Annotated in this window: 21 protein-coding genes; 8 read left to right on the top strand and 13 right to left on the bottom strand. The window is 72.4% G+C overall.

Annotated features, from left to right (window positions below; genetic code table 11):
- Positions 1-28: 28 nt before the first annotated feature.
- The 5 genes from ACFWPS_RS26440 to ACFWPS_RS26420 are packed head-to-tail and all read right to left on the bottom strand — an operon-like array spanning position 29 to position 5,301.
- Entirely contained in the window at positions 29-805 is a 777-nt protein-coding gene (locus tag ACFWPS_RS26440) for an ABC transporter permease (RefSeq protein WP_383708682.1), read from the bottom strand.
- Positions 802-2,355 carry an ABC transporter permease subunit gene (locus tag ACFWPS_RS26435; RefSeq protein WP_383708680.1) on the bottom strand — a complete coding sequence of 518 codons (1,554 nt, stop codon included), beginning with the start codon at positions 2,353-2,355 and terminating at the stop codon, positions 802-804. The genes ACFWPS_RS26440 and ACFWPS_RS26435 overlap by 4 nt, the downstream gene beginning before the upstream one ends.
- Positions 2,352-3,284 carry an ATP-binding cassette domain-containing protein gene (locus tag ACFWPS_RS26430; protein WP_383708678.1) on the bottom strand — a complete coding sequence of 311 codons (933 nt, stop codon included), beginning with the start codon at positions 3,282-3,284 and terminating at the stop codon, positions 2,352-2,354. Before ACFWPS_RS26430 ends, ACFWPS_RS26435 begins: the two co-directional genes overlap by 4 nt.
- Positions 3,285-3,319: 35 nt before the next feature.
- Positions 3,320-4,039 carry a response regulator gene (locus ACFWPS_RS26425; protein ID WP_383708676.1) on the bottom strand — a complete coding sequence of 240 codons (720 nt, stop codon included), beginning with the start codon at positions 4,037-4,039 and terminating at the stop codon, positions 3,320-3,322.
- A complete protein-coding gene (locus ACFWPS_RS26420; protein WP_383708688.1) occupies positions 4,036-5,301 on the bottom strand; it encodes a sensor histidine kinase in 1,266 nt (421 codons plus the stop codon). The genes ACFWPS_RS26425 and ACFWPS_RS26420 overlap by 4 nt, the downstream gene beginning before the upstream one ends.
- A 185-nt stretch (positions 5,302-5,486) precedes the next feature.
- Here ACFWPS_RS26420 and ACFWPS_RS26415 point away from each other — a divergent pair, with 185 nt between their 5' ends.
- From ACFWPS_RS26415 to ACFWPS_RS26405, 3 genes are all read left to right on the top strand, one after another.
- The gene (locus ACFWPS_RS26415; RefSeq protein WP_383708674.1) at positions 5,487-6,074 is read left to right on the top strand and encodes a hypothetical protein; all 588 of its coding nucleotides are present in this window, start codon (positions 5,487-5,489) and stop codon (positions 6,072-6,074) included.
- Positions 6,075-6,218: 144 nt separating this feature from the next.
- On the top strand, positions 6,219-7,580 hold the full coding sequence (locus ACFWPS_RS26410) for a carotenoid oxygenase family protein (protein ID WP_383708672.1): 1,362 nt from the start codon (positions 6,219-6,221) through the stop codon (positions 7,578-7,580).
- 139 nt (positions 7,581-7,719) lie between these two features.
- Positions 7,720-8,691 carry an RNA polymerase sigma factor gene (locus tag ACFWPS_RS26405; RefSeq protein ID WP_383708670.1) on the top strand — a complete coding sequence of 324 codons (972 nt, stop codon included), beginning with the start codon at positions 7,720-7,722 and terminating at the stop codon, positions 8,689-8,691.
- Between the two features lie 4 nt (positions 8,692-8,695).
- On the opposite strand, the gene ACFWPS_RS26400 is transcribed toward ACFWPS_RS26405, so the two are convergent.
- Together ACFWPS_RS26400 and ACFWPS_RS26395 are read right to left on the bottom strand one after the other, a co-directional pair.
- On the bottom strand, positions 8,696-10,189 hold the full coding sequence (locus ACFWPS_RS26400; RefSeq protein ID WP_383708668.1) for a UbiD family decarboxylase: 1,494 nt from the start codon (positions 10,187-10,189) through the stop codon (positions 8,696-8,698).
- Complete coding sequence (locus ACFWPS_RS26395) at positions 10,189-10,788, bottom strand: non-oxidative hydroxyarylic acid decarboxylases subunit B (protein ID WP_383708666.1); 600 nt, start codon at positions 10,786-10,788, stop codon at positions 10,189-10,191. Before ACFWPS_RS26395 ends, ACFWPS_RS26400 begins: the two co-directional genes overlap by 1 nt.
- A gap of 114 nt (positions 10,789-10,902) precedes the next feature.
- Here ACFWPS_RS26395 and ACFWPS_RS26390 point away from each other — a divergent pair, with 114 nt between their 5' ends.
- Entirely contained in the window at positions 10,903-11,346 is a 444-nt protein-coding gene (locus ACFWPS_RS26390; RefSeq protein ID WP_383708664.1) for a MarR family winged helix-turn-helix transcriptional regulator, read from the top strand.
- A gap of 45 nt (positions 11,347-11,391) precedes the next feature.
- Here the strand turns inward: ACFWPS_RS26390 and ACFWPS_RS26385 are convergent, their stop codons facing one another.
- Both ACFWPS_RS26385 and ACFWPS_RS26380 read right to left on the bottom strand, forming a co-directional pair.
- Entirely contained in the window at positions 11,392-11,889 is a 498-nt protein-coding gene (locus ACFWPS_RS26385; protein ID WP_383708662.1) for a MarR family winged helix-turn-helix transcriptional regulator, read from the bottom strand.
- Positions 11,890-11,958: 69 nt separating this feature from the next.
- Positions 11,959-12,849: a DUF3152 domain-containing protein gene (locus tag ACFWPS_RS26380; protein ID WP_383708661.1), complete on the bottom strand. Its 891-nt coding sequence runs from the start codon at positions 12,847-12,849 to the stop codon at positions 11,959-11,961.
- Between the two features lie 139 nt (positions 12,850-12,988).
- On the opposite strand from ACFWPS_RS26380, the gene ACFWPS_RS26375 reads away from it, so the two are divergent.
- From ACFWPS_RS26375 to ACFWPS_RS26365, 3 genes are read left to right on the top strand one after another with little or no spacing between them, the layout of a single operon-like run.
- Positions 12,989-13,681, top strand: coding sequence for a response regulator (locus ACFWPS_RS26375; protein WP_383708659.1), 693 nt, complete (start codon positions 12,989-12,991; stop codon positions 13,679-13,681).
- Positions 13,678-15,174, top strand: a complete 1,497-nt coding sequence (locus ACFWPS_RS26370) for an ATP-binding protein (protein WP_383708657.1) — start codon at positions 13,678-13,680, stop codon at positions 15,172-15,174. Before ACFWPS_RS26375 ends, ACFWPS_RS26370 begins: the two co-directional genes overlap by 4 nt.
- Entirely contained in the window at positions 15,171-15,758 is a 588-nt protein-coding gene (locus tag ACFWPS_RS26365; protein WP_383708656.1) for a hypothetical protein, read from the top strand. Before ACFWPS_RS26370 ends, ACFWPS_RS26365 begins: the two co-directional genes overlap by 4 nt.
- 8 nt (positions 15,759-15,766) lie before the next feature.
- On the opposite strand, the gene ACFWPS_RS26360 is transcribed toward ACFWPS_RS26365, so the two are convergent.
- Entirely contained in the window at positions 15,767-17,257 is a 1,491-nt protein-coding gene (locus ACFWPS_RS26360; protein WP_383708654.1) for a long-chain fatty acid--CoA ligase, read from the bottom strand.
- Between the two features lie 140 nt (positions 17,258-17,397).
- Here ACFWPS_RS26360 and ACFWPS_RS26355 point away from each other — a divergent pair, with 140 nt between their 5' ends.
- Positions 17,398-18,660: a PucR family transcriptional regulator gene (locus tag ACFWPS_RS26355; RefSeq protein ID WP_383708652.1), complete on the top strand. Its 1,263-nt coding sequence runs from the start codon at positions 17,398-17,400 to the stop codon at positions 18,658-18,660.
- 49 nt (positions 18,661-18,709) lie between these two features.
- On the opposite strand, the gene ACFWPS_RS26350 is transcribed toward ACFWPS_RS26355, so the two are convergent.
- The 3 genes from ACFWPS_RS26350 to ACFWPS_RS26340 all read right to left on the bottom strand — a co-directional run bounded on the left by ACFWPS_RS26350 (position 18,710) and on the right by ACFWPS_RS26340 (position 22,084).
- A complete protein-coding gene (locus ACFWPS_RS26350) occupies positions 18,710-19,489 on the bottom strand; it encodes a crotonase/enoyl-CoA hydratase family protein (protein WP_383708650.1) in 780 nt (259 codons plus the stop codon).
- Positions 19,490-19,557: 68 nt separating this feature from the next.
- The gene (locus tag ACFWPS_RS26345; protein WP_383708648.1) at positions 19,558-20,775 is read right to left on the bottom strand and encodes a CaiB/BaiF CoA transferase family protein; all 1,218 of its coding nucleotides are present in this window, start codon (positions 20,773-20,775) and stop codon (positions 19,558-19,560) included.
- Positions 20,776-20,806: 31 nt separating this feature from the next.
- Entirely contained in the window at positions 20,807-22,084 is a 1,278-nt protein-coding gene (locus ACFWPS_RS26340; RefSeq protein WP_383708646.1) for an acyl-CoA dehydrogenase family protein, read from the bottom strand.
- Positions 22,085-22,135 lie beyond the last annotated feature (51 nt).

Here is a 22,135-nt window from a genome sequence, read left to right as displayed (position 1 = left end):
GTGCACATGTCGCGTTCACGTGGCGCGCTCACGCGTCACGTGAGCGGAGCAGCCGGCCGCCCGCCGTGAGGGCGGCGACCGCCCAGAGGGCCAGGACGCCCAGCCCCTGCCAGGGGCCGATGGGCGGTCGCCCGATGCCGACGGTCGTCTGGACGGCCAGGCCGGCCGTCATCGGCGCGAACTGCTGCAGATGGCGCTGCCAGTCGGGGTCGGCCACGACCTGGGCGAGGATCGGGAAGACGAACAGCAGCGCCAGTACGATGCCGATCGCGGTGGCCGAGTTCCGTACGGCGAGCGCCAGGCCCAGGCTCAGCAGGCCGATCAGGGCCAGGTAGAGCACGGAGCCGGCCGCGGCCCGCAGGGTGGGCCCGTCGGTCAACGACAGGGCCTGGTAGCCGTGTTCCCGGGTGAAGCCCCGGCCCGGCTCGACCAGCCGCCCGACCAGCAGCGAGCCGAGCACCGAGACCGTCGCAGCCGCCAGCGTCACGGCCGTCAGGACGGCGGCCTTGGCGGACAGGACCGTCAGCCGTCGCGGGACCGCCGTCAGGGTCGTGCGCATCATGCCGGTGCCGTACTCGTTGCCGACCGTCAGGACGGCCAGGACCGCGATCGCGACCTGCCCGGCCATGACCCCGGTCAGGCTCAGCCGCGCGGGGTCACCGCCGCAGCCCGGAGCGTCGCACCGGGAGGTCATCGCCACCCCGGTGCTGACCGCCACGGTCAGCGCCACCAGGCTCAGCACCAGCCAGGCGTTGGCGGTGTCGGTGCGCAGCTTCGTCCACTCCGCGTGCCCGGCGCGCCTCATGCGTCCCTCCGGCGCAGCAGCACGACGGCCGACCCGAACGAGACGGCCGCGTAGCCGCACAGCACCGCGAACCCTGCCCAGGGCGAGAGCGGGAAGTACCCGGACGACGGCGCGTAGACGGTGACCACCTGGTCGTACCGCACGACGCTCTGCTGGACGGCGAACCCGGCGGCCGGGGTGACCCGCAGCAGCCACTCGGCCGCCCCGTCGGGCAGCACCGACGCGGTCGCGAGCAGGTAGGGCAGGACCATGCCGACGACCACCGCGGTGACGGCGACGGCGCTGCGCCGCAGGATGGTGCCGACGCCGAGGGCGAGGACGGCGGCGGCTGCCAGCAGCAGGCCGGTGCCGACGACGACCCGTGCCTCGGTGCCGGCCGGCACGGTGAGCACCGGGAAGCCGCCGGCCCGGGAACGCGCCGCGCCGAGCGGGACCATCACGGCGGCGGCGACCGTCCCGGCGAGGAAGGCGACTCCGCCCGCCACGAGCGCCTTGGCCGCGAGGACCCGGCCGCGGCGCGGACTTGCGGCGAGGGTGAGGCCGATCAGGCCCCGCCGGTACTCGACGGTGATGTAGCCGGCGGCGACCACCACGACCACGACGAGTCCCGCGAACGCGCCGACGAGGAAGTTCTCGATGGTCCGCACCCCGCTGGTGGCCGGGCCGCCCACGACCGGCGCGATGTCCCCGGCCCCGGTCACGGTGTAACCGGAACCGGAACCAGAGCCGGAACCAGAGCCGGAGCCGGACCGCACGGCCGTTCCCTTGGTGTCCGAGGTGTAGCTGCCCGAGACCCCGGCATCCTCGCCCACCTGCCGGTACCGCCAACCGCCCGGCGTCCAGCCCCCGTCCAGGGCGATCCGGTCGAAGCCGCCGGTGGCCACCGCGGGCACGAAACCGGAACCGGTCCCGGTGGACTGCTCGGCCGACGGCGAGGTCACGAACAGCCCGGCCTGGACGGTGTCCGGGAGCCCCGCGAGCCGGGCGGTGCCGACCTCGCTCCAGGTGCGGCCGTCGGCCGACTGGTAGCCGGTGAGGACGTCGCCCGCGCGCCGCAGTCGGAGCCAGCGCGGCGACGAGGCGGAGACCGCGCCCGCCGCTCCGGCGACGTCGTGCGTGTAGTCGTACTGCATCCGCACTCCGTGGCCGCCCGTGACCATGACCGCCGCGTACGACGAGCCCTGCGCCAGGCCGTCCTTGACGATGATCCCGGCCTTCGCCCAGGGCGCGAGGCCGGATCCGGTGTGGCCGGGGTCGGTGGCGATCACGCCGGTGAGCGAGGTCACGGCGACGGTGAGCGTGCCGTCGCCGGTCAGCGGCCGGTGTACGAAGGAGAAGTCGTCGTTGACCGCCTCGCCGCCCGGGCCGACGGGGAGGGTCGAACCGCCCGCGGACGCACCCGCGTTGCCGGTCGCGGTGGCGAGCAGCCCGACCAGGCAGACGACGAGGGCGGCGCAGACGCTGCTCACCCACCAGCCGCGCACGGTACGGAACTTGGTCCACTCCGCGTGCAGCAGCGGCCCGAACCCGCCGAGGGTGGCCGTGGTCATCGACCGGCCTCCTCGGGCAGGGTCCCGCGGAACTGGACGGCGTCGCGGGTCAGTTCCATGTACGCCTCTTCGAGGGAGGCGCGATAGGCGGCGACCTCCGCAAACGGCACACCGTGCCCGCCGAGCAGCGAGACGACCCGCTCGGCGGGCAGCCCGGTGACGGTGACCGAGCCGGGGCCCGTGGAACTGACGGTGGCGCCGGCGCGGGCGAGCACGGTCATGGCGTCGCCGCGCGCGGAAGTACGCAGGGTGACCTGTCCGCGGGAGACGGACTCCAGCAGCTCACGCACGCTCATGTCGGCGACGACCCGGCCCCGGCCGACGACGATCACGTGGTCGGCGGTGTCCTGGAGTTCGCCCATGAGGTGACTGGAGACCAGGACCGCCCGGCCCTCTCCGGCGAGGGACGCGAGGAAGCCGCGCATCCACCGGAAGCCCTCCGGGTCCAGCCCGTTGAACGGTTCGTCCAGCATCACCGCGGGCGGGTCGCCGAGCAGGGCGGCCGCGATGCCGAGCCGCTGCCGCATGCCGAGCGAGAAGCCGCCCGCCTTCCGGTGGGCCGCGTCCCGCAGGCCGACCTGCCCGAGCACCTCCTCGACCCGTGCGGCGCGCAGGCCCTGGGAGTGCGCCAGCCACAGCAGATGGTGGCGGGCGGTGCGGGCGGGCTGGACGGCCGCGGCGTCCAGCAGCGCCCCGATGTGGGTGAAGGGGGTGCGCAGTCGGTGGTACGGGCGGCCACCGACGAGGGCGCTGCCCCGGTCGGGCCGGTCCAGGCCGAGGATCACCCGCATCGTGGTGGACTTGCCGGCGCCGTTCGGGCCCACGAAGCCGGTGACCCGGCCGGGCCGGACGGTGAACTCCATCCCGTCCAGCGCCTGCACGCTCCCGAAGCGCTTGCGTAAGCCCCTGACCTCGATCGTCGTTTCCATGACCGCCAGGCTAGGAAGTGCGGCGGCCGGATGCGTCACCCCTCGGAGCCAGCTTTGGCATCCCTCGCACGGGGGACGACCAGTCCTGACTCGTAGGCGGCGACGACGGCCTGGGTGCGGTCGCGCAGGCCGAGCTTGGCGAGGATCCGGCTGACGTGGGTCTTGACCGTCTCCTCGCCGACGACGAGTCGGGCAGCGATCTCCGGGTTCGACAGGCCCTCGGCGACGAGCAGCAGCACCTCGGTCTCCCGTGCGGTGAGCGTGCCCAGCCGGGGCGGCGGGGTGTTCGCGGCGGCCCGGTCGGGCAGCCGGGCGAACTCGCCGATCAGCCGGCGGGTGATGGCGGGGGCGAGCAGGGCGTCCCCGGCGGCGACGACCCGGACGGCGTCGAAGAGCCGCTCGGCGGTGACCTCCTTGAGCAGGAAGCCGCTGGCCCCGGCGCGCAGGGCGTCGTAGACGTACTCGTCCAGGTCGAAGGTGGTGAGGATGAGGACCCGCGGTCCGCCCGTCCGCTCCGGTGCCGTGCCGAGGAGCCGGCGGGTGGCCTCGATGCCGTCCAGACCCGGCATGCGGATGTCCATCAGGACGACGTCCGGGCGGGTCTCGCGGCACACGCCGAGCGCCTCGGTACCGTCGGCGGCGGTGCCGACGACGGTGAGGTCGGGCTGGGAGTCCAGCAGTGCGGCGAAGCCGGTCCGGACCACCAGGTGGTCGTCGGCGATCACTACCCGGATCGGCGGGGTGGGCACGCTCATGCGGTCTCTTCCGTCCTGGCCTCGGGGTCGTCGCGCGGCGGCGCGGGGAAGCGGGCGGCCACCAGGAAACCGCCGACGTCCGCAGAGCCGGTACGGACGTCCCCGGCCACCGCGACGGCCCGCTCGCGCATGCCCAACAGGCCATGTCCGTCGGGTGGTTGCTCAGTGGCCGGGCCTGGCCCGTTGTCGCGGACGCGCAGGTGCAGGCGGTCGTCGGCGTAGTGCAGCTCGACGTCCACGGCGGCGCCCGGCGCGTGCTTGCGGGCGTTGGTGAGGGACTCCTGGACGATCCGGTAGACGGCGAGTTCGACCCCGGGGTCGAGGGCGCGGGGAAAGCCGCTGAGGACCAGCCGGACGGAGCCGCCGGCGGCCGAACGGGCCTCGTCGAGGAGGTCGTTGAGGTGGCGCAGGTCCGGCTGGGGGCTGCGCTCGCCGCCGGTCTCGGATCCGGTGTCCGTGCGCAGCACACCGAGCAGCCGGCGCATCTCGGTGAGCGCGGCGCGTGCGGTGTCCCCGATGCCGAGGAGGCGTTCGGCACCCTGGGCGGGCATGCCGGGGGTGGCCACCCGCGCGGTCTCGGCCTGTACGGCGATCATGGACAGGTGGTGGCCGACGACGTCGTGGAGTTCGCGGACGATCCGGGCGCGCTCGCCCCGCGCCGCGTTCTCCCACTCGGTCACGGCCATCACCCGGCGTACGGCGGAGTGCGCGCGCCGGTGCTCGGCGGCCCGCGCCGCGAGCCCGGCACAGGCGGCGGCGGGCGCGAGCGCGGCGAGCAGCACCGTGCGCGCGACCGTGTCCGTGGTGGTGTCCGTGGCCGTGGCCATGTCGGTGACCCTGGCCAGGGCCAGGGCGAGGAAGGGCGCGCCGAGCAGGAGCGCGAGCGGTGTGGAACCGGTGCGGGCCAGCCGGTACTGGACGGCGAGTTGGGCCGCGAGTCCCGCGACCGTGAGGGTGTGGAGGATCGTGAGCGAGCCGAGGCTCGCGGCGGTGACCGTGATTCCGGCCGCCAACGGACGCAGGAACAGGGGCGGTAGTGCCGTAGCCAGGCAGAACAGCCCTATGACCAGGGTGAGTTGTACGCGACTGGTGCCGGAGGTGGCGTCCGCGAACATCCGCGGAACCGAACCGTGGCCGGCGACGAACTCCGCGAGGGACTCGGCGATCGCGAGGCACCCGAGCAACACCGCGCAGACGTACGGCCGTTGGGCGATCCGGCGGCGCAGCCGGCGCCAGGTGTCCCGCCATGCCCCCGCACGCATCACGCCGGTCAGTATGACAGCGGGCCCATCCGATCATCCAAACGTCATCGTGACGAGGGTCACACTCCCGCGGTCGAACTTTGCCGCCCGTCCTGCATCTAGTCCGCGTCGGTTCTCGAACGGCTGCGGAGCAACCCCCCTCCAGGGCCGTCCAATTGATTCTGCGATTCAGCAAGGAACATTCAATGGGTTTCATGGCTTATCTGCGCGGCTTCGTCCCCTGGATCGTCGCCGGGGTCGTGTCGGGCTTCGTCGACTGGCGCTGGGGCGCTGTCGCCGGTGTCCTCTCGGGGCTGGTGCTGCTGCTCCAGGACCGCCGTCGGGGGGTCGACCTCGACGCGCTGATCCTGGAGGCCAGCACCATCCTGTACTTCCTCGTGATCGGCGGCGTCTCCATCAGCAACCCGGACTCGGGGCTGAAGGACCACACGGACGTCCTCTCGTTCGCCTGGCTGGCCGCCACCGCGTGGGGATCCATGGCGATCCGCCACCCCTTCACGCTGGGCATCGCCAAGCGCCAGACGCCGCGCGAGTACTGGGACATGCCCGAGTTCCTCCAGGTCAACAACTACATCACCGGCTCCTGGGGCGCCGGCTTCACCTTCATCGCCGTCGTCCTGGCCGTCGGCAACGCGGTGGACGCCCCGGCCTGGGTGGGCATCACCGCCCATGTCATCGGCCTGGCGGCCCCGATCGTCTTCACCAAGGTCTACCCCGAGCGGGTGCAGCGGCGCCTGCTGGAGTCCCAGGGGCTGTCGTCCGCACCCCGGTGACGCGTCGCCTCGGCTCCGCCCGGCGTCCGGGATCCCGAACGCCGGGCGGCGGGCCGAGCTTCCGCCCGGCCACCGCCCGACCGCCCCGGACCTGATCCAGCACGGGGCCGGCACCGCCCTGCCGGCCCGGACAAGGAAAGCACCATGACCGAAGAGACCACCGTCCCCCTCTACCTCAAGGGCCGCTTCGCCCCGGTCGCCGAGGAGCACAGCGCCTTCAACCTCACCGTGCGCGGCACGCTCCCGCCCGAACTGGACGGCCGCTACCTGCGCAACGGCCCCAACCCGCTGCCCGACGAGGACAACGGCCACTGGTTCACCGGCCCCGGCATGCTCCACGGCCTCCGGCTGCGCGACGGCCACGCCGAGTGGTACCGCAACCGGTGGATCCGCACCCGGGAGCGGGAGGGCCACCCCTTCGTCCGCGAGGACGGCACCTTCGACCTCACCGCGACACCCGGCAACACCCATGTCATCCGGCACGCGGACACGGTGCTGGCGCTGTGCGAGGTCGGCTTCCCCTACTGGGTCACCCCGGCGCTGGAGACCGTCGGGCCGTACGACTTCGGGGGCAGGCTGACCACCGCGATGACCGCACATCCCAAGGAGGATCCGGTCACCGGCGAACTCCACCTGTTCGGTACCGGGTTCGCCCCGCCGTACCTCACCTACCACCGGGTCACCGCGGAGGGGGAGCTGCTCGACAGCCGCCCGATCGAGGTGCCGGGCCCGACGATGATGCACGACTTCGCCATCACCGAGCACCACATCGTCTGGATGGACCTGCCCGTCGTCTTCCGGCCCGAACTCGCCGGCCACGGCGGTATGCCCTACCAGTGGGACGAGAGCTACGGCGCCCGGCTCGGCATCATGTCCCGCACCCCCGGCAGCACCGAGGTGCGCTGGTTCGACGTCGACCCCTGCTACGTCTTCCACGTCGGCAACGCCTACGAGGACGCGCAGGGGCGGATCGTCCTCGACGCGGTGCGCTACGACCACGACAGGTTCGAGCACGCCTGGGGCGACATCGGCGGGCCCACCGGCGTGGCCGTCGTACCGGAGCCTGGCCTCGTCCAGGCGCCCGCGGTGCTGTACCGCTGGACGCTGGACCCGGCCACCGGCCGGGTCGCCGAGCGCCAACTGGACGACCGGGACGCCGAGTTCCCCACCCACAACGAGGCCCTCACCGGACGCGAGAACCGCTACCTGTACACGGTCTCCGGCGACGGCATAGCCAAGCACGACCTCACGCGCGAGACCACCCGGGTCCACCCGACGCCCGGCGCCCGCTACGCGGGTGAGGCGGTGTTCGTCCCGGCCGCGAACGGCCGGAGCGAGGACGAGGGCTGGCTGCTGTCGCTCGTCTCCGACGACGACGGCAAGGCCGGGGAGCTGCTCGTCCTCGACGCCACTGACCTGTCCGAGCAGGCGGTGGTGGAACTCCCCTACGCTGTCCCCGCGGGTTTCCACGGCAGCTGGCTGCCGGAACTCGGCGACGAGGACTAGCCGGAGCCCGCGAGAACAGAGAGGCCGAGAAGATGCGGTTGCTCCGGTCCGGGCGCCCGAAGGACGGACCTGATGCCGGTTCGGCACCCGGTCCCGCAGCCGCATCCGCCGCCGCCCTCTCCCTCGCGGGTGCGGCCTCATGAGCCGGGAGACGGCCGAGGCCGCGCGCATCGAGGACGCGGTGCTCACCCGGGCCGCGCAGGCGGGCGAGGTCGCCGCCCTGGGGCTGCTGCTCGAACGCCACCGCGCGGGTATGCGCGCGGTGGCGCTGAGCCTGCTGGGTCCGGGCCCGGACACCGAGGACGTCCTGCAGGACGCGGCCCTGACCGCACTGCGACGGATCGGCGACGTCCGCGATCCGGGTGCGGTGGGCGCGTGGCTGCGGATGATCGTGCGCAACGCCGCGCGCTCCCTGCTGCGGGACGCGGTCCCCGTCCGGCCGGTGGACGAGGGTCTGCACCTGCCGTCCACTCAGGCGGGTCCGGAGCAGTGGCTGGAACAGAGCGCGCTGCGGGACTGGATCTGGGCGGCGCTGGAGGAACTCTCCCCGACGCTGCGGCTGCCGCTGGTGCTGCGCCACTTCACCACGGGCGTCACCTCGTACGAGGGGATAGCCGGCGTCTGCGGGATCCCCGTCGGCACGGTCCGCAGCCGGCTCAGCCAGGGCCGGGCCAAGCTCGCGGCGGCCCTGGCCGGCACGGCGGACGCGGCGCACGGCGACACCGCGCGGCGCACCCGGGACAGCCGTACCCAGGCCCGGGAGACCCTCGACGCCGCCGAGAGCGGGCACTTCGGCACACTGCTCACGGAACGCTGGTCCCCGGAGATCGCCCTGCTCAGGGGCAGCGACCGGGTCGGGGGCCGGGACCTGCTGGTGCGTGCCATGGACGGCGACATCGCCGCCGGGGTGCGGCAGCGCCTCGCGCATGCCGTCGCCGGACGGTCGCTGGCCGTCTGGGAGATGGACATCGTCAACCCGTCCGACGACCCCGGGCACTGCCCGCCCAGCGTGGCCTGGCTGATGACGCTGGACGAGGCCGGCCGGGTGCACCGGCTGCGCCTGTTCCATCCGCGGCCGCTCCGGGCGATGGAGCTGCTACCGGTCCTGTGACCTGTCAGGCGCCGGGAGGGGCCTCGGCCGACTCGGCCTCGGCGGCGAGGACCCTGGCGCGCAGGTCCGCCGGGAAGACGCCCTCGAAGGTGGCCTGCGGGGCGCGGCCGTGGCCCTCCGCCGGAAGCAGCGCGTCATGGACGACGACGGCTCCCCAGCCGTTGTGCAGTTCCTCCTCGGTGAAGCACGGGTACCACGGCATGATCGGCCCGTGCCACTGCTCCTGACGCAGCGTCGGGTGCACCCGGGTGGCCAGCGCCCACAGCAGGTCCGAGTCGTTCGCCGGGTCCACGTCGTCGTCGAGGACGTGGACGACCGGGGAGAGCCGGCCGACCCGGGTGCCGCTCAGCACCTCGCCGATGCGGTGCACGAACCGTGCGGTGTCCATGCCGGGCAGCAGGTCGCGCCAGTTCGACGGGACCGTGATCACCGTCCAGAAGCAGGCGGCGCGCAGCGGCAGCCAGGCGGTGGTGACGGGCAGCCCGGCCTTGCGCAGCTCCGCGACGACCTCGCCGGAGATTCCGGCGGCGGGCGCGACGTGCGAGTCGTCGACGGGCCGTCCGGCGGGGGCGAGCGGCCAGATCGGGTCGTCCCGGTAGGTGATCGCGTCGATGCCGAACAGCGGCTGAGGCGAGGTCTCGGGCAGCGCCCAGCCGTGGAACTCGGCGAACGGGCCTTCGACGGCGTCGCGGGTCGCGGACAGGCGGCCCTCGATGACGACCTCGGCGGAGGCCGGCACCTCCAGGTCGTTGGTCTCGCACTTCACCACGTCGACCGGCCTGCCGAGCAGCGCTCCGAGATACGCGCCCTCGTCGACCTCGGTCGGGACGGTCATGCCGCCGACGACGGCGGCGCCCGGGTCACCGCCCTGGAAGAGCGCGTACGGCATGGGTTCGCCGATGGCCTCCCACTCGCGCCAGATCATGCCGAGGTGCTGGCCCGGCAGCACCAGTCCGGTCATGTGGCGGTCGTCGATCTGCATGATCCGGGAGATGGCCCAGTTGGTCCACCTGCCGTCCGGCGTCCGGGCGACGACGACGCCCCAGGTGTTGACGTAGGGACCGCCGTCGGCCTGATGGACGAACGGGATCGGGAACCGGTCGAGCCGGGCGTCCTCGCCGGTCAGGACGTGCTGCTTGCAGGGCGCGCCGGCGGACGCCACCCGCCGCGGCGGGAGCAGTTCTCCGGTGCCCGCTCGCGCGAGCCTCTCGACCAGTTCGGCGGCGGTGGTGGTGTGGGGCAGGCCGAGCGAGAGTGAGATCCGGGCCAGCGGATGCCCGGGGATGCTGGACAGGGCGCCGGGGGCGCCGACCATGCGGAAGCCCTCGGCGACGCCCTTGAGGTGCTCGAAGAACGGAGCGGGGCGGTCGTTCTCGGTGGAGCGCCGGGTGACGGCGGACGCCTCCAGGTCGGGATCGATCACCCGGGAGATGCGCTGGAGGTCGCCCAGTTCTTCGAGCGCGGCGAGGTAGGACCGGAAGTCATCGGTGGCGGACATCAGTTGGTTGCGCCTTTCGGTTCGGACCGGCGGGGCATTCCGTCCCAGCGCCGGGCCGACGGCACCTGGATGCCGATCTGGTCCAGCACTCGGACGGCGATGTGCCCGACGAGGTCGTCGATGGTCTGCGGGCGGTTGTAGAAGGCCGGCATCGGCGGCACGATCCGCGCCCCCATGCGGGAGAGCGCGAGCATGTTCTCCAGATGGATCTCGCTGAGCGGGGTCTCCCGCGGCACCAGCACCAGGGGCCGCCGTTCCTTCAGCGTGACGTCGGCGGCGCGCGGGACGAGGCCGTCGGCGTAGCCGGTGCGGATCCCGGCGAGGGTCTTCATGCTGCACGGCGCGATGATCATGGCGTCGGCCGGGAACGATCCGGACGAGATCGCCGCGCCCTGGTCGTTCCAGGCGTACGTCACGTCCGCCAGGTCGGTGACATCGCGCACCGAGTGGTCGGTCTCCAGATGAATGGTCGCCCTGGCCCACCGGGACAGCACGAGATGGGTCTCCACGTCCGGCTGCTCCCGCAGCCTGCGCAGCAGTTCGACACCGATGACGGCGCCGGTCGCCCCCGTCATCGCCAGGATCACTCGTCGCGGCATGGGAAACACCTTCCGTACGCGGTAAGTCCGTACACGGATCAATCTAGGGCACTCACCTTGCAATGGCAAATGCTCCGTGTGCGGAATGACAGTGCACGGAGGTAATCTGGCCCCATGACGAGTGGTGCGCGATACGACGGAACGCTGGAAGACGGCATGGCCCACCAGCTGCGCCGGGCCTCGCAGGCGGTGAACGCCTCGTGGCAGCTGCGCAGCGGCGACCTGACGCCGCCGCAGTTCGCCGTGCTCCAGATCCTGGACGAACGCGGAAGCCTGGACCAGAAGACGCTCGGCGCCCTCGCCGCGGTCGACCGCTCGACCCTCACTCCCCTGCTCGACCGGCTCGTGGCGCGCGGCCTGGTCACCAAGAACACGGATCCGGGCAACCGCCGCCGCCAGCTGATCGCCCTGACTCCCGCCGGGCGGGAACGCACGGCGCTGGGCCGCGAGCAGGCCCAGGAGACCAGCCGCTGGATAGAGGAACTGCTCGGCCCCGACCGGCTGGCGACCCTGACCCTGCTGCTCAGGGAACTCGGGGACGCGGGCCGCGAGCAGTAGACGCCGCTCTCGCAGTCGCCTTAACGCTCAAGTCGTCCGGTGCGCTCAGCGCACCGGCGAGTCGATCCGCCCGAGGACGCGTTCGGCGTCCTGGCCGAGCCGGCGAAGGCGCTCGGGAGAGAGGTTGTCCACGACGAGGTGACGGACGTTGGCCACATGGGCGGGTGCGGCCGACTCCAGCTTCCGCATGCCGTCGGGCAGCAGGATGGCGTTGGTGAACCGCCCGTCGGCCGGGTCCGGTTCCCGCCGGACGTAACCACGCTTCTCCAACCGCTTCACCAGGTGCGACAGGCGGGACAGCGACGAGTTGGTCTCCTCGGCCAGCACACTCATCCGCAGGGTCAGGTCGGGCGCCTCGGCCAGCATCGCCATGGCCATGTACTCGACCATGCTCAGGTCCGCGTCCCGCTGCAGCTGGGCGTCCAGGGCCCAGGGCAGCCGGTTGATCAGGCGGACCACCGACATCCACGAGGCCAGTTCGGCGGGCGTGAGCCACAGGCCGGCGCGCTCGTCGTCCGGTCGGGGCTGGTCGGGGGCGGTCACGTCGGGAGCGTATCAGCTCACTTGAGCCTTCACGTCATACCCGAGGGGCACACCGCGCCCGCGACCGGGTCAGGACACGGCGGGTCCGGTCAGGTACCGCCCTTTCTCGTCGTACGGCCAGACGTTGGGCAGGCACCCGTGCATGCCCTTGATCTGCTGCATCATCACGGGAGCCGGCCGCCCCGCGCCCGGGCAGCCGACATGGCCGTGGCCGAGGAAGTGGCCGACCTCGTGGTTGATGATCAGGGCCCGGTAGTCCTTGACGTGCCGGGCGTAGACGGGGGTCGCAAGGAGCCAGCGCCTGAGGTTCACCATGACCTGGTCGGCCACATTGCAGTTGACCTCGCCGCCGGTGTCCAGCCCGTACTCCCCGCAGACCCTGTCCACCGTCCCGGGCGTCGCGACCCGGACGACGAAGTCGGTCGGACCGCTCGACACCCGTTCGAACGCCGAGCGGCCGTCGGCGGTCCAGCCGCGCCGGTCGGCCAGGATCCGCTCGACCTGCCGGGCGACGTCCGAAGCGGACAGGTCGATGCCCTTCTCGACGTCGACCCGGTAGCGCAGGACCGTCCCGGATCCGACCCTGGTGCTGCCGCCGGCCGCGGTGACGAACGTGCCCGGTCCCGTCGCCGGGATCTCCGGGGTGGGCGAGGCGCCGGGGCGGGGCGAGGCGGAGGTGGTGGCCGGACCGGGCGACGGGGACCGGGAGCCGTGTGCCGGGCCGGTGGCGCCGAGACGCCCGGAGCGCGCCCGTTCGGTCGGCCCGGTCCGGCCTCCGGCGTGGGCCGCACCGGTACCGGACGAGCCCCCGTCGACGGCCGCGAACCCGGCGGCACCCAGGACCGCCAGCGCGGCCACGGCTCCCCAGACCGGCCCCTTCCGTTTCCCCCTGCGGGGCGAGGCATGCGTGCGACCGCTCCGGCGACGGCCACGGGACGAAGTTGCTGTGCGCGTGGTCATGACCGTCAGGCTGTGATCGGAATGTGATCGGACCTGGCGCAAATGATAACGAAGAGATAACGGGCACGGCGTTGCGACCTCATATGATCATCCCGTAACAAACGCACAGCCGTGCGGATGCGATGCGGATACTGAGCGCATGCCACGCGTTCTGCTGATCGAAGACGACCGTGCCGTGCGGGAGGGGGTGTCCCTCGCCCTGCGCCGCCAGGGCCACGAGGTCGCCGCCGTGGCGACCGGGGAGGACGGGCTGGAGCGGGTGCGGTCCTTCCGGCCGGACGTCGTGGTGCTGGACCTCATGCTGCCCGGGATGCCCGGACTCGACGTGTGCCGCCGGATCCGCGCCCTCGACCAGACCCTGCCGATCGTCATGGCGACCGCGCGCGGCGACGACGAGGACATCGTGGTGGGCCTGGAGGCGGGCGCCGACGACTACGTGGTCAAACCCGTGCAGGCGCGGGTCCTTGAGGCCCGCCTCCGCGCGGTGCTGCGCCGGGCGGGCGGCGCGCCCGCCGAGGGCGGCATACCGAAGATCGACACCTACGGGGACCTGTCCGTCGACCGGGCCGGGCTCTCGGTCGCCCGCGGCGGTGTGCCGATCCCGCTCGCCCCCTCCGAACTCCGGCTGCTGCTCACCCTGTCCGCGTCGCCCGGCCAGGTGTTCAGCCGGCAGCAGCTCCTGGAGGCGGTCTGGGAGCACAGCTACCACGGGGACGCACGGCTGGTGGACGCCTGCGTGCGGCGGCTGCGCGCCAAGATGGGCGAACCGCCGCGCGAGCCCCGCCACATCCAGACCGTGCGCGGCTTCGGCTACCGGTTCGCGGCCCGGTGAGGCGCCCCCGTCTCCCGCAGCTGCGCGGCCTGCGGACCCGCCTGGTGCTCGCCTTCACGCTGGTCGCCGCCGTCACCGCGGGCACCACCGGCGCCCTGACCTTCCGCGAGGCCCGTACCGGCGTGCTCCAGCAGAGCCAGGACGCCGTGATCCAGCAGCTGCGCACCCAGGTCGGCCGCCTCGCCCCGGACCTCGCCTTCCCGCCGGACCGGACCGCACTGGCACGGTTCGCGTCGGACGTGGCCCGCTCGGAGCCCTCCGGGACCTGGCGGGTGCTGGCCACCTACGGCAGCCTGAGCGCCACCTCCGCCGCGGGCGACCGCTTCGAGGAGCTGACGCCCGCCGTGCGCGAGGCCGTCGGCTCCAGCATGGCCACGGTCTTCCAGCGGGTGGCCGACGGCGACCGCACCGCACTCGTCGTCGGCATGTCGGTCACCTTCGACCAGGCACCCGCCAAGGGCGTGTACACCTCCGGTGTCCATGTCTTCCTGACGGTGCCCCAGACCACCGAACGCGCCTACGTAGACGCGCTGGTCACCGCCGCCGAACGCGCCGCGGTGCCCGCGCTGACGCTCGCCGTGCTGCTGGCGCTGCTCGCCGCCCGCGGGGTGCTGCGCCCGGTCCGGGCCCTGCGCCACGCCACCCGCAGCATCGCCGAGGGACGCCTGGACACCCGGCTCGCCGTCGACGGGTCCGACGAACTCGCCGATCTCTCCCACACGTTCAACGAGACGGCCGCCGCGCTGGAGAAGTCGGTGGCCGAGCTGCGCGGCATGGAGGCCCGGGCCCGACGGTTCGCCGCGGACGTGTCGCACGAACTGCGCACCCCGCTCGCCGCCATGTCCGCCGTCACCGACGTCCTCGACGAGGACGCCGCCCGCCTGGACCCGGACACCGCCACCGCCGTCCGTCTGATCAGCGAGGAGACCGTGAAGCTGGCCCGGCTGGTGGACGACCTGATGGAGATCTCCCGTTTCGACGCGGGCGCCGCGGTGCTGCACCTGGACGAGATCGACCTCGCCGAGTCCCTGCGGCGCACCCTGGACGCCCGCGCCTGGACCGGCCTGGTGGACTGCGACCTGCCGCCGCCCGGCACCCTGCGCGGCCGCGTCGACCCGCGCCGCCTCGACGTCGTCGTGGCCAACCTGGTCGGCAACGCGCTGCGACACGGCGCCCGGCCCGTCGCCCTGCGCCTGTACGACGGCGGTGAGCACGGCGGACAGCCCGGCGGGGCGCGGCTCGCGGTGATCGAGGTGCTGGACAGCGGACCCGGGATCCCGGACGAGGCGCTGCCGCAGGTCTTCGAGCGGTTCTACAAGTCGGACGCCGCCCGCACCCGCACCGAGGGCAGCGGCCTGGGCCTCGCGATCACCGCGGAGAACGTCCGGGTGCACGGCGGCACGGTCCGCGCCGCGAACCGGCCCGGGGGCGGCGCCGTCTTCACCGTGCGACTCCCCCTGCCGGCCGGCGAACCGGCCCGGGAGGACCGGTGACGAGCCTCGGGCGGCGGGCCCGCCTCGCGTTCCTGGTCCCCGCGGCGGTGTGCGTGCTGGCCTCCTGCGGCATCCCCACGACCGGTGTGGTGCAGGCGGGCGGTCCGGCCGGTGGCGTCGTGCCGACGACGCGGCTGTACTTCGTGCGGGACGGCACCCTGGTCGCCGTCCGGCGCGAGACCGACGCGCCGGGCGACGTCGAGTCGGCGCTGCGGGAACTGCTCCTGGGGCCGACCGGCGCGGAGCGCGGCAAGGGACTGACGACGCGGCTGCCCCTGCCCACGGGCCTGCCGTCGGCGGTCCCCGCCGTCCCGGCGCCGAGCGGGGGTGCCACCGCCGTACCGGAGGCGTCCGACGGGGCGCGCTTCGTGCGGGTGACCGCTCGGGAGGACCGGATCTCCGTCGAACTGTCCGCCTTCGCCGGCGAGTTGAGCGATCCCGGCCTCGCGGCCGCACAGCTCGCCTGCACGGCGGACGCGGCGCAGCGCATAGCCGACCCCGGTGCCGAACCCGAGCCGGTGACGGTCACGCTCCCGGGCGGCCGGCACGTCGAGGGAGCCGCCACCGGGTGCCCCGGCGCCTGACACCCGGCTCATCGCCCGGCCGGCGGCACGATCTCCTTCTTGAGGATCTTCCCGGTGGGCCCCTTGGGCAGGGTGTCCGCGATCCACACCTTCCGCGGGTACTTGTAGGCGGCGACCTGGCCCTTGACGTACGCACGCAGTTCCTCGGCCGTCGTCCGCGCCCCCGGCCGGAGCACGACCGCCGCACCGACCTCCTCGCCGAGGTCGGGGTCGGGAAGGCCGATGACCGCGGCGTCGGCGACGGCCGGGTGCTCGTAGAGCACGTCCTCGACCTCGCGGGGGTACACGTTGTACCCGCCCCGGATGATCACGTCCTTCTTCCGGCCGACGATCCACAGGTACCCGTCCTCGTCCACCCGGCCGAGGTCACCGGTGTACAGCCAGCCGTCCCGGATCGTGGCGGCGGTCTCCTCGGGACGCTGCCAGTACCGCTTCATCACGTTGTGCCCGCGCACCGCGATCTCGCCCGTGTCCCCCTGCGGTACCTCCCTGCCGTTGTCGACCACCCGCACCCGGACGCCCGGGATCGGGGTGCCGACCGAGCCGGGCCTGGGTCCGGCCCGCAGGGTGTTGACCGAGACGACGGGCGAGGTCTCCGACAGTCCGTAGCCTTCGAGCACGACGCAGTCGAACGCGGCCTGGAAGTCGTACAGCACCTGGACGGGCAGTTCGGCGCCGCCGGCGAGGCACACGCGCAGCCGGGAGACGTCGTGGCTCTCCCTGCCGGGCTGCCGTACGAGCCTGCTGTACACCGTGGGCACCCCGGCGAAGACGGTCACCCGGTGTGCGTCGAGGATGCCGAGGGCCTGTGCGGCGTCGAAGCGCGGCAGCAGGGTGAGGCACGCGCCGAAGGCCACGGCGGCGTTGAGGGTGCAGGTCTGCCCGAAGGCGTGGAACAGCGGCAGACCGCCGAAGATCACGTCGTCGGCGGTGAGCTGGAACAGTTCGCCTGCCGCGATCTCGCAGTTGCGGGCCAGGTTGGCGTGGGTCAGTTCGGCGCCCTTCGGCTGACCGGTGGTCCCCGAGGTGTAGAGGATGACCGCGGTGTCGTCGTCATGACGCTCCGTCAGGTCATCGAGGGGCGAGGCCGGTTCCAGCAGTTCGTCGAGGGCGCCGGGCCGGACGACGAGCACCTCCGCGTCCGCCTCCCGCGCACCGGTGTGCGCCTCGTCGGCGAAGTCGTGCCAGGCGAACAGCAGCCTGGCCCCCGAGTCGCCGAGGTAGTAGGCGACCTCACGCGATTTGAGCAGGGGGTTCATCGGGACGACGGTGCCGCCCGCCCGGAGTACGCCGTAGTAGACGACGGCGAACTCGGGAACGTTGGGCAGCATCAGCGCGACCCGGTCGCCGGGCTGCACACCACGGTCCCGGAGCAGTCCGGCCATGCGGGCGGTGCTCCCGTCGAGCGCGCGATAGGAGACCGCGGTGTCCTCGATACGGAGCGCGGGGCGGTCCGGGTACGTCCGGGCGCTGTCGGGCACGTGGTGGGCGAGGTTCATGACGCGTCCTTCTCAAGCACTTCGCAAGGGCTCGAACGAGCAGAGACTAGGACCGGAACGCAGGGAAATCACTGGGCTCGCGATACGACCCCGGGGACCGAATTGGTGCCGTCGGACCATTCTGCGGTTAGCTTTGAGGCATGGCTGCGGAGCATCCAGAGGCCGTGAAACAACTGTCCGTGGTCGCGGAGAACGTAGGGTCACATCTTCCGGAGGTCGGCCGCGACATCGGGGACTATGTTCTTGCCGAGATACCGGAGCTCAGGGGCGACGCGACCATCGAGAAAATCCTCCGGGCGAGTATCTCGGAAAACGCCGGCACCCTGCTGCACGTCTTCGAGAACGACATTCCACTGGAAAAGGTCGAGGGGCCCGCGGCCGCCCTCGAATACGCGCGGAGGCTGGCACAGCGGGGAATTCCCCTGAGTGCGTTGATCAGGGCCTACCGGATCGGGCACTGGCGATTTCTGCAGTGGTGTCTGGACGAACTCAACCGGCAGAACGCCGCCGAGGATCTGGCCGTCGCGACCAACCGGCGCATGCTGCACACGAGCTTCGGCTACATCGACCGGGTCACCGAGCACGTCATCGCGGAGTACCAGCACGAACGCGACAACTGGCTGCTCAGCCAGACCGCGGCGCGCGCCGCCCGGGTGCGCGACGTCCTCGCCGGGAGCGACGTCGACCTCAACCGGATCGAACCGGCTCTCGGTTACCGGCTCCGGCAGCATCACCTCGGGCTGGTGGCGTGGCTGCCTTCGCCGAAGGACGGGGGCGAGGGGCTCTCCCGGCTGCACCGGATCACCGACGAGATCGCCCAGCGGCTCGGCTGCCCCGCGCGGCCGCTGTTCGTCCCCCGGGACGCGATCGTGTCCTGGGCCTGGCTGCCGCTGGGCCCGAACAGCGACGTCCCCTGGCACGAGGTGGCGGGCGTCCTGGAGCGCAGCGATCCCTCCGTCCACATGTGCGCCGGGGGTGTCGGATACGACGTCGAGGGGTTCCGCGCCACCCACCGGCAGGCGCTGCGCGTCCAGGAACTCGCGGCCGTGGCCGATCCGGTCCCCCGGTTCACACAGTTCTCCACCGTGGCTCCCATCGCCCTGATGGCTTCGCACATCGACGACATACGCGCCTGGGTGTGGGACGTCCTCGGCCCGTTGGCCCTCGACGACGAGAACAGCGCGCGCCTACGCGAGACCGCGCAGATATTCCTGGACAACGGCTGCAGCTACACGGCCACCGCGAGCGCCCAGATCCTGCACAAGAACACCGTGCAGTACCGCATCCGCAAGGCCGAGGAGATCATGGGGCACCCGGTCCAGAAGGAGCACACCGATCTGGAGATCGCGCTGCGCGCCGTCCAGTACCTCGGCTCCACGCTGCTGCGCACGAACGCCGAATGAAACACGGAAAACGCGCGAGACATGTCGGCGCTCGGGTCGGAGTCCCGGGTCAGCGGCCTTCCCAGTGCGGCTGACGCCGCTCCGCGAAGGCGTGGGCGCCCTCCTGGGCGTCCTGGGAGGCCAGCACCGGGTCGGCGATGAGGTCCTGGTCGGCGAAGGCGTCCTCGTCGCTGAAGGCCCGCCGCTCGTTGACGACCCGTTTCACGGCCTCCACGGCCAGGGGCGCGTTGAGCACGATGCTGCGGGCCAGCTTCAGGGCCCGCTGGAGTGCCTGACCCGGTTCCGTCAGCTCGTTGACCAGGCCGAAGCGCTCCGCGCGCTCGGCCGGCAGGGTCCCGCCGGTGAGCAGCAGTTCGAGCGCGATGTTGTGCGGGATGCGCTCGGGCAGGCGCACCATGCCGCCCTCGGGCGGCACGATGCCGTAGCGGACCTCGGTCTGGCCGAAGGTGGCGTCCCGCGCGGCCACGATCATGTCGCAGGCGAGCGCCATCTCGGTGCCGCCGCCCAGCGCATAGCCCTCGACGGCGGCGATGAGCGGGGTCCTGATCCGGGCGCGGGTGATCCCCGCGAAGCCCCGTCCGCCGACGATGGGCCTGTCGCCGGCCGCGAAGGCCTTGAGGTCCATGCCCGCGCTGAAGACGCCGCCGGCCCCGGTGAGGATGCCGACCCTGAGGTCGTCGCGGGACTCCAGCTGGTCGAGAGCGGCGGCGAGGGCCCGTGCGGTGGCCCCGTCGATGGCGTTGCGGGCCCGGGGCCGGTCGATGGTGATCACGAAGATTCCGTCGATCTCCTCGGTCCGTACGGTCGGTGCGTTCGTGGCCGTGGTCATGACGTGGTTCCCTTTCTCTCCCTGGCGCCGGTCCCCCGCGCCCTTGCCTCGTGCCGCGGGCCATGGCCTCAGGCGACGGCCTCGGCCTTGTGCAGTTCCTCGATCCCGGTGGCGTCGAAGCCGATGTCACGGAGCACGGAGTCGGTGTGTTCGCCCAGGTCGGGGGCCGGACGCGGACGGACCTTGGGTTCCTGGTCCAGCCGTACGGGGCTGTCGACGGTCAGATGCCGGTCGCTGCCGCCGTCGTCGATCGGTACGAGGATCCCGTTGGCCACGAGCTGCGGGTCGTGGGCGAACTCCTCGATCGTCTGCGCGACTCCGTAGGTGAGGCCCGCGGCGTCGAGCACCTGACGCCACTCGGCCAGCGGACGGGCCGCGAACGTCTTGTCCAGCAGGCCGGCGATCTCACCGGCATGGGCACGGCGGCTCTGCGAGTCGGCGTAGCGCGGGTTCTCGGCGGCCTCGGGGTGACCGATCGCCTGGAGGAAGAGGGGGACCTGCTTGTCCTCGTTGGCGAAGGCCAGCAGCAGCCAGCGGTCGTCCGCGGTGCGGTACGCGTTGGCGAGCGCGTTCGGCGGGTCGGTCCTGTCGACCGGGCGGGGGGCCTTCCCGCCGACCAGGACGGCCTGCAGCCACATGCCGGCCGCCCAGGCGCCCTCGGCGATCAGCGAAGCGGTGACGCGGGCGCCCTCGCCGGTCCTCTCCCGCCGGTACAGCGCGGTCATGATCCCGGCGAACAGGGTGATCGCCGTCGGGTGGTCGCCCGACCCGAACGCGTTCATCGCCGGCGGTGCGTCGTGCTGGCGGGTGACGTCCATGAGGCCGCTGCGGGCCCAGAACGCGGTCACGTCGAACCCGGGCAGGTGCGCGTCCGGACCCTCCTCGCCGAAGCCGGTGACATCGGCGTAGATCAGCCGGGGGTTCAGCGGGATCAGGTCGTCGTAGTCAAGGCCCAGCTTGGCGCGGGTGTGCGGCGGGAAGTTGGTCACCAGCACGTCCGCCCAGGCCACCAGCCGTTCGACCACGGCCCGGGCACCGGGTGCCTTCAGGTTGAGCGCGATGCTGCGCTTGTTGCGGTTGTCCAGCTGCCAGGGGTAGTTGACCCCCTCGACACGGGGGTTCGGTGGCATGCGGCTGAGCGAACGGTACGCGTCGCCCACGCCCGGGGGTTCCACCTTGACCACGTCGGCGCCGAAGTCGCCGAGGATGGTGGCCGCGGCGGGCCCTGCGATGAAGCTCGCGAGATCGACGACGTGCAGTCCCTGCAGGAGGGGCGTGCTGCTCATGACGACTCCTTGTCCTCGCCGGGGCGCCGGGTCAGTGGTGGCTGGGCGCCGCGGGCACGAAGGCGCTGTAGCCGGTGATGTCACGGCCGACGATCAGCGCCTGCACGGTGTCGGTCCCCTCGTAGGTGTCGATCGCCTCGATGTCGCACAGATGCCGGGCCACGTGGTAGTCGAGCAGGATCCCGTTGCCGCCGAGCATGTCGCGGGCGTCGGCGAGGATGGCCCGGGCCCGTTCGGTGTAGTGCATCTTGGCCAGCGCGACCCTGGGCATCGAGTACTCGCCCTCGTCCAGGAGCTGGCTCAGCCGGTGCTGCATGCACAGCATGTCGGTGATGTCCGCGAGCATCCGGGACAGCCGGTACTGGATGAGCTGGAAGGAGGCCAGCGGCATCCCGAACTGCCGGCGCTGCTTGGCGTAGGCGAGGGCCGTCTCGTAGCCCGCGACCGCGGCCCCGATCGACTCCCAGGCGACGCAGAAGCGCGAGGCCAGCAGGACCTTCTCGGTGTCCCGGAAGGTGTTGACGTTCGCCAGCCGGTTCGCGGCCGGCACCCGGACGTCGGTGAGGGAGATCTGCGCGTTCTGGACACAGCGCAGTGCCGTCTTGCCCTTGATGACCTGGGCGTCGAACCCGGGCGTGCCCTTCTCGACCACATAGCCGCCGACATGCCCGTCGTCGCCCCGGGCCCAGATGATCGAGTAGTCGGCGAAGGTCGCGTTGCCGATCCACCTCTTGTGTCCGTTGATGACGTAGGAGTCGCCGTCGCGGTGCGCGGTCGTCTCCAGCTTGACCACGTCCGAGCCGTGCGTGGGCTCGGTGAGGCCGAATGCGCCGAGCTTCTCCATCCGGGCCATCGCCGGCAGGAAGCGCTGCTTCTGCTCCTCGGAGCCCAGCAGCGCGATCGACATCATGGCCAGGGCCGAGTGGACCCCCATCATGGTCGACATGTTCAGATCACCCCGGGCCAGTTCGAGGATCACCAGGCCCGCGGTCACGTTGCTCATCCCCGGGCAGCCGTACCCGGAGATCTGGAAGCCCGCGATGTCCAGCCGCGCCAGCTTGGGCACCAGCTCGAAGGGGAACTCCGCCCGCTCCCAGTACGGGTTGATGACCGGGATGACCTCCTGGTCCATGAACTCGCGGACCTTCTTCTTGAGGGCCCGCTGCTCGTCGGTGAGCAGGTTGTCCAGAAGGAAGTAGTCGGAGAACTCCGGTCCGCCCAGTACGGGCGGCTCCACCCCGGACGAGTTCCCGTTGGGGCTCGCGAGAGCGTGTCCCTGATCGGCTGCCGCGCCGTGTGTCGCCTTCATCTGCCGTTCCTTCCGATCGGGAATCCGATGGGGAATCCAGTGGGGAATCCG

It is taken from the genome of Streptomyces sp. NPDC058457 (assembly GCF_042720695.1).
GTDB lineage: Bacteria > Actinomycetota > Actinomycetes > Streptomycetales > Streptomycetaceae > Streptomyces.
The sequence above is the reverse complement of the archived record's forward strand: the minus strand, read 5'-3'. Positions and strand labels throughout refer to the sequence as shown.

Bases quoted from the DNA above. Each gene is read 5' to 3' on its own strand.
- ACFWPS_RS26410 (WP_383708672.1), top strand. From the start codon at position 6,219: ATGACCGAAGAGACCACCGTCCCCCTCTACCTCAAGGGCCGCTTCGCC.
- ACFWPS_RS26440 (WP_383708682.1), bottom strand. From the start codon at position 805: ATGAGGCGCGCCGGGCACGCGGAGTGGACGAAGCTGCGCACCGACACC.
- ACFWPS_RS26355 (WP_383708652.1), top strand. From the start codon at position 17,398: ATGGCTGCGGAGCATCCAGAGGCCGTGAAACAACTGTCCGTGGTCGCG.
- ACFWPS_RS26415 (WP_383708674.1), top strand. From the start codon at position 5,487: ATGGGTTTCATGGCTTATCTGCGCGGCTTCGTCCCCTGGATCGTCGCC.
- ACFWPS_RS26350 (WP_383708650.1), bottom strand. From the start codon at position 19,489: ATGACCACGGCCACGAACGCACCGACCGTACGGACCGAGGAGATCGAC.
- ACFWPS_RS26340 (WP_383708646.1), bottom strand. From the start codon at position 22,084: ATGAAGGCGACACACGGCGCGGCAGCCGATCAGGGACACGCTCTCGCG.
- ACFWPS_RS26405 (WP_383708670.1), top strand. From the start codon at position 7,720: ATGAGCCGGGAGACGGCCGAGGCCGCGCGCATCGAGGACGCGGTGCTC.
- ACFWPS_RS26395 (WP_383708666.1), bottom strand. From the start codon at position 10,788: ATGCCGCGACGAGTGATCCTGGCGATGACGGGGGCGACCGGCGCCGTC.
- ACFWPS_RS26425 (WP_383708676.1), bottom strand. From the start codon at position 4,039: ATGAGCGTGCCCACCCCGCCGATCCGGGTAGTGATCGCCGACGACCAC.
- ACFWPS_RS26380 (WP_383708661.1), bottom strand. From the start codon at position 12,849: ATGACCACGCGCACAGCAACTTCGTCCCGTGGCCGTCGCCGGAGCGGT.
- ACFWPS_RS26360 (WP_383708654.1), bottom strand. From the start codon at position 17,257: ATGAACCTCGCCCACCACGTGCCCGACAGCGCCCGGACGTACCCGGAC.
- ACFWPS_RS26420 (WP_383708688.1), bottom strand. From the start codon at position 5,301: ATGCGTGCGGGGGCATGGCGGGACACCTGGCGCCGGCTGCGCCGCCGG.
- ACFWPS_RS26430 (WP_383708678.1), bottom strand. From the start codon at position 3,284: ATGGAAACGACGATCGAGGTCAGGGGCTTACGCAAGCGCTTCGGGAGC.
- ACFWPS_RS26390 (WP_383708664.1), top strand. From the start codon at position 10,903: ATGACGAGTGGTGCGCGATACGACGGAACGCTGGAAGACGGCATGGCC.
- ACFWPS_RS26375 (WP_383708659.1), top strand. From the start codon at position 12,989: ATGCCACGCGTTCTGCTGATCGAAGACGACCGTGCCGTGCGGGAGGGG.
- ACFWPS_RS26435 (WP_383708680.1), bottom strand. From the start codon at position 2,355: ATGACCACGGCCACCCTCGGCGGGTTCGGGCCGCTGCTGCACGCGGAG.
- ACFWPS_RS26400 (WP_383708668.1), bottom strand. From the start codon at position 10,189: ATGTCCGCCACCGATGACTTCCGGTCCTACCTCGCCGCGCTCGAAGAA.
- ACFWPS_RS26345 (WP_383708648.1), bottom strand. From the start codon at position 20,775: ATGAGCAGCACGCCCCTCCTGCAGGGACTGCACGTCGTCGATCTCGCG.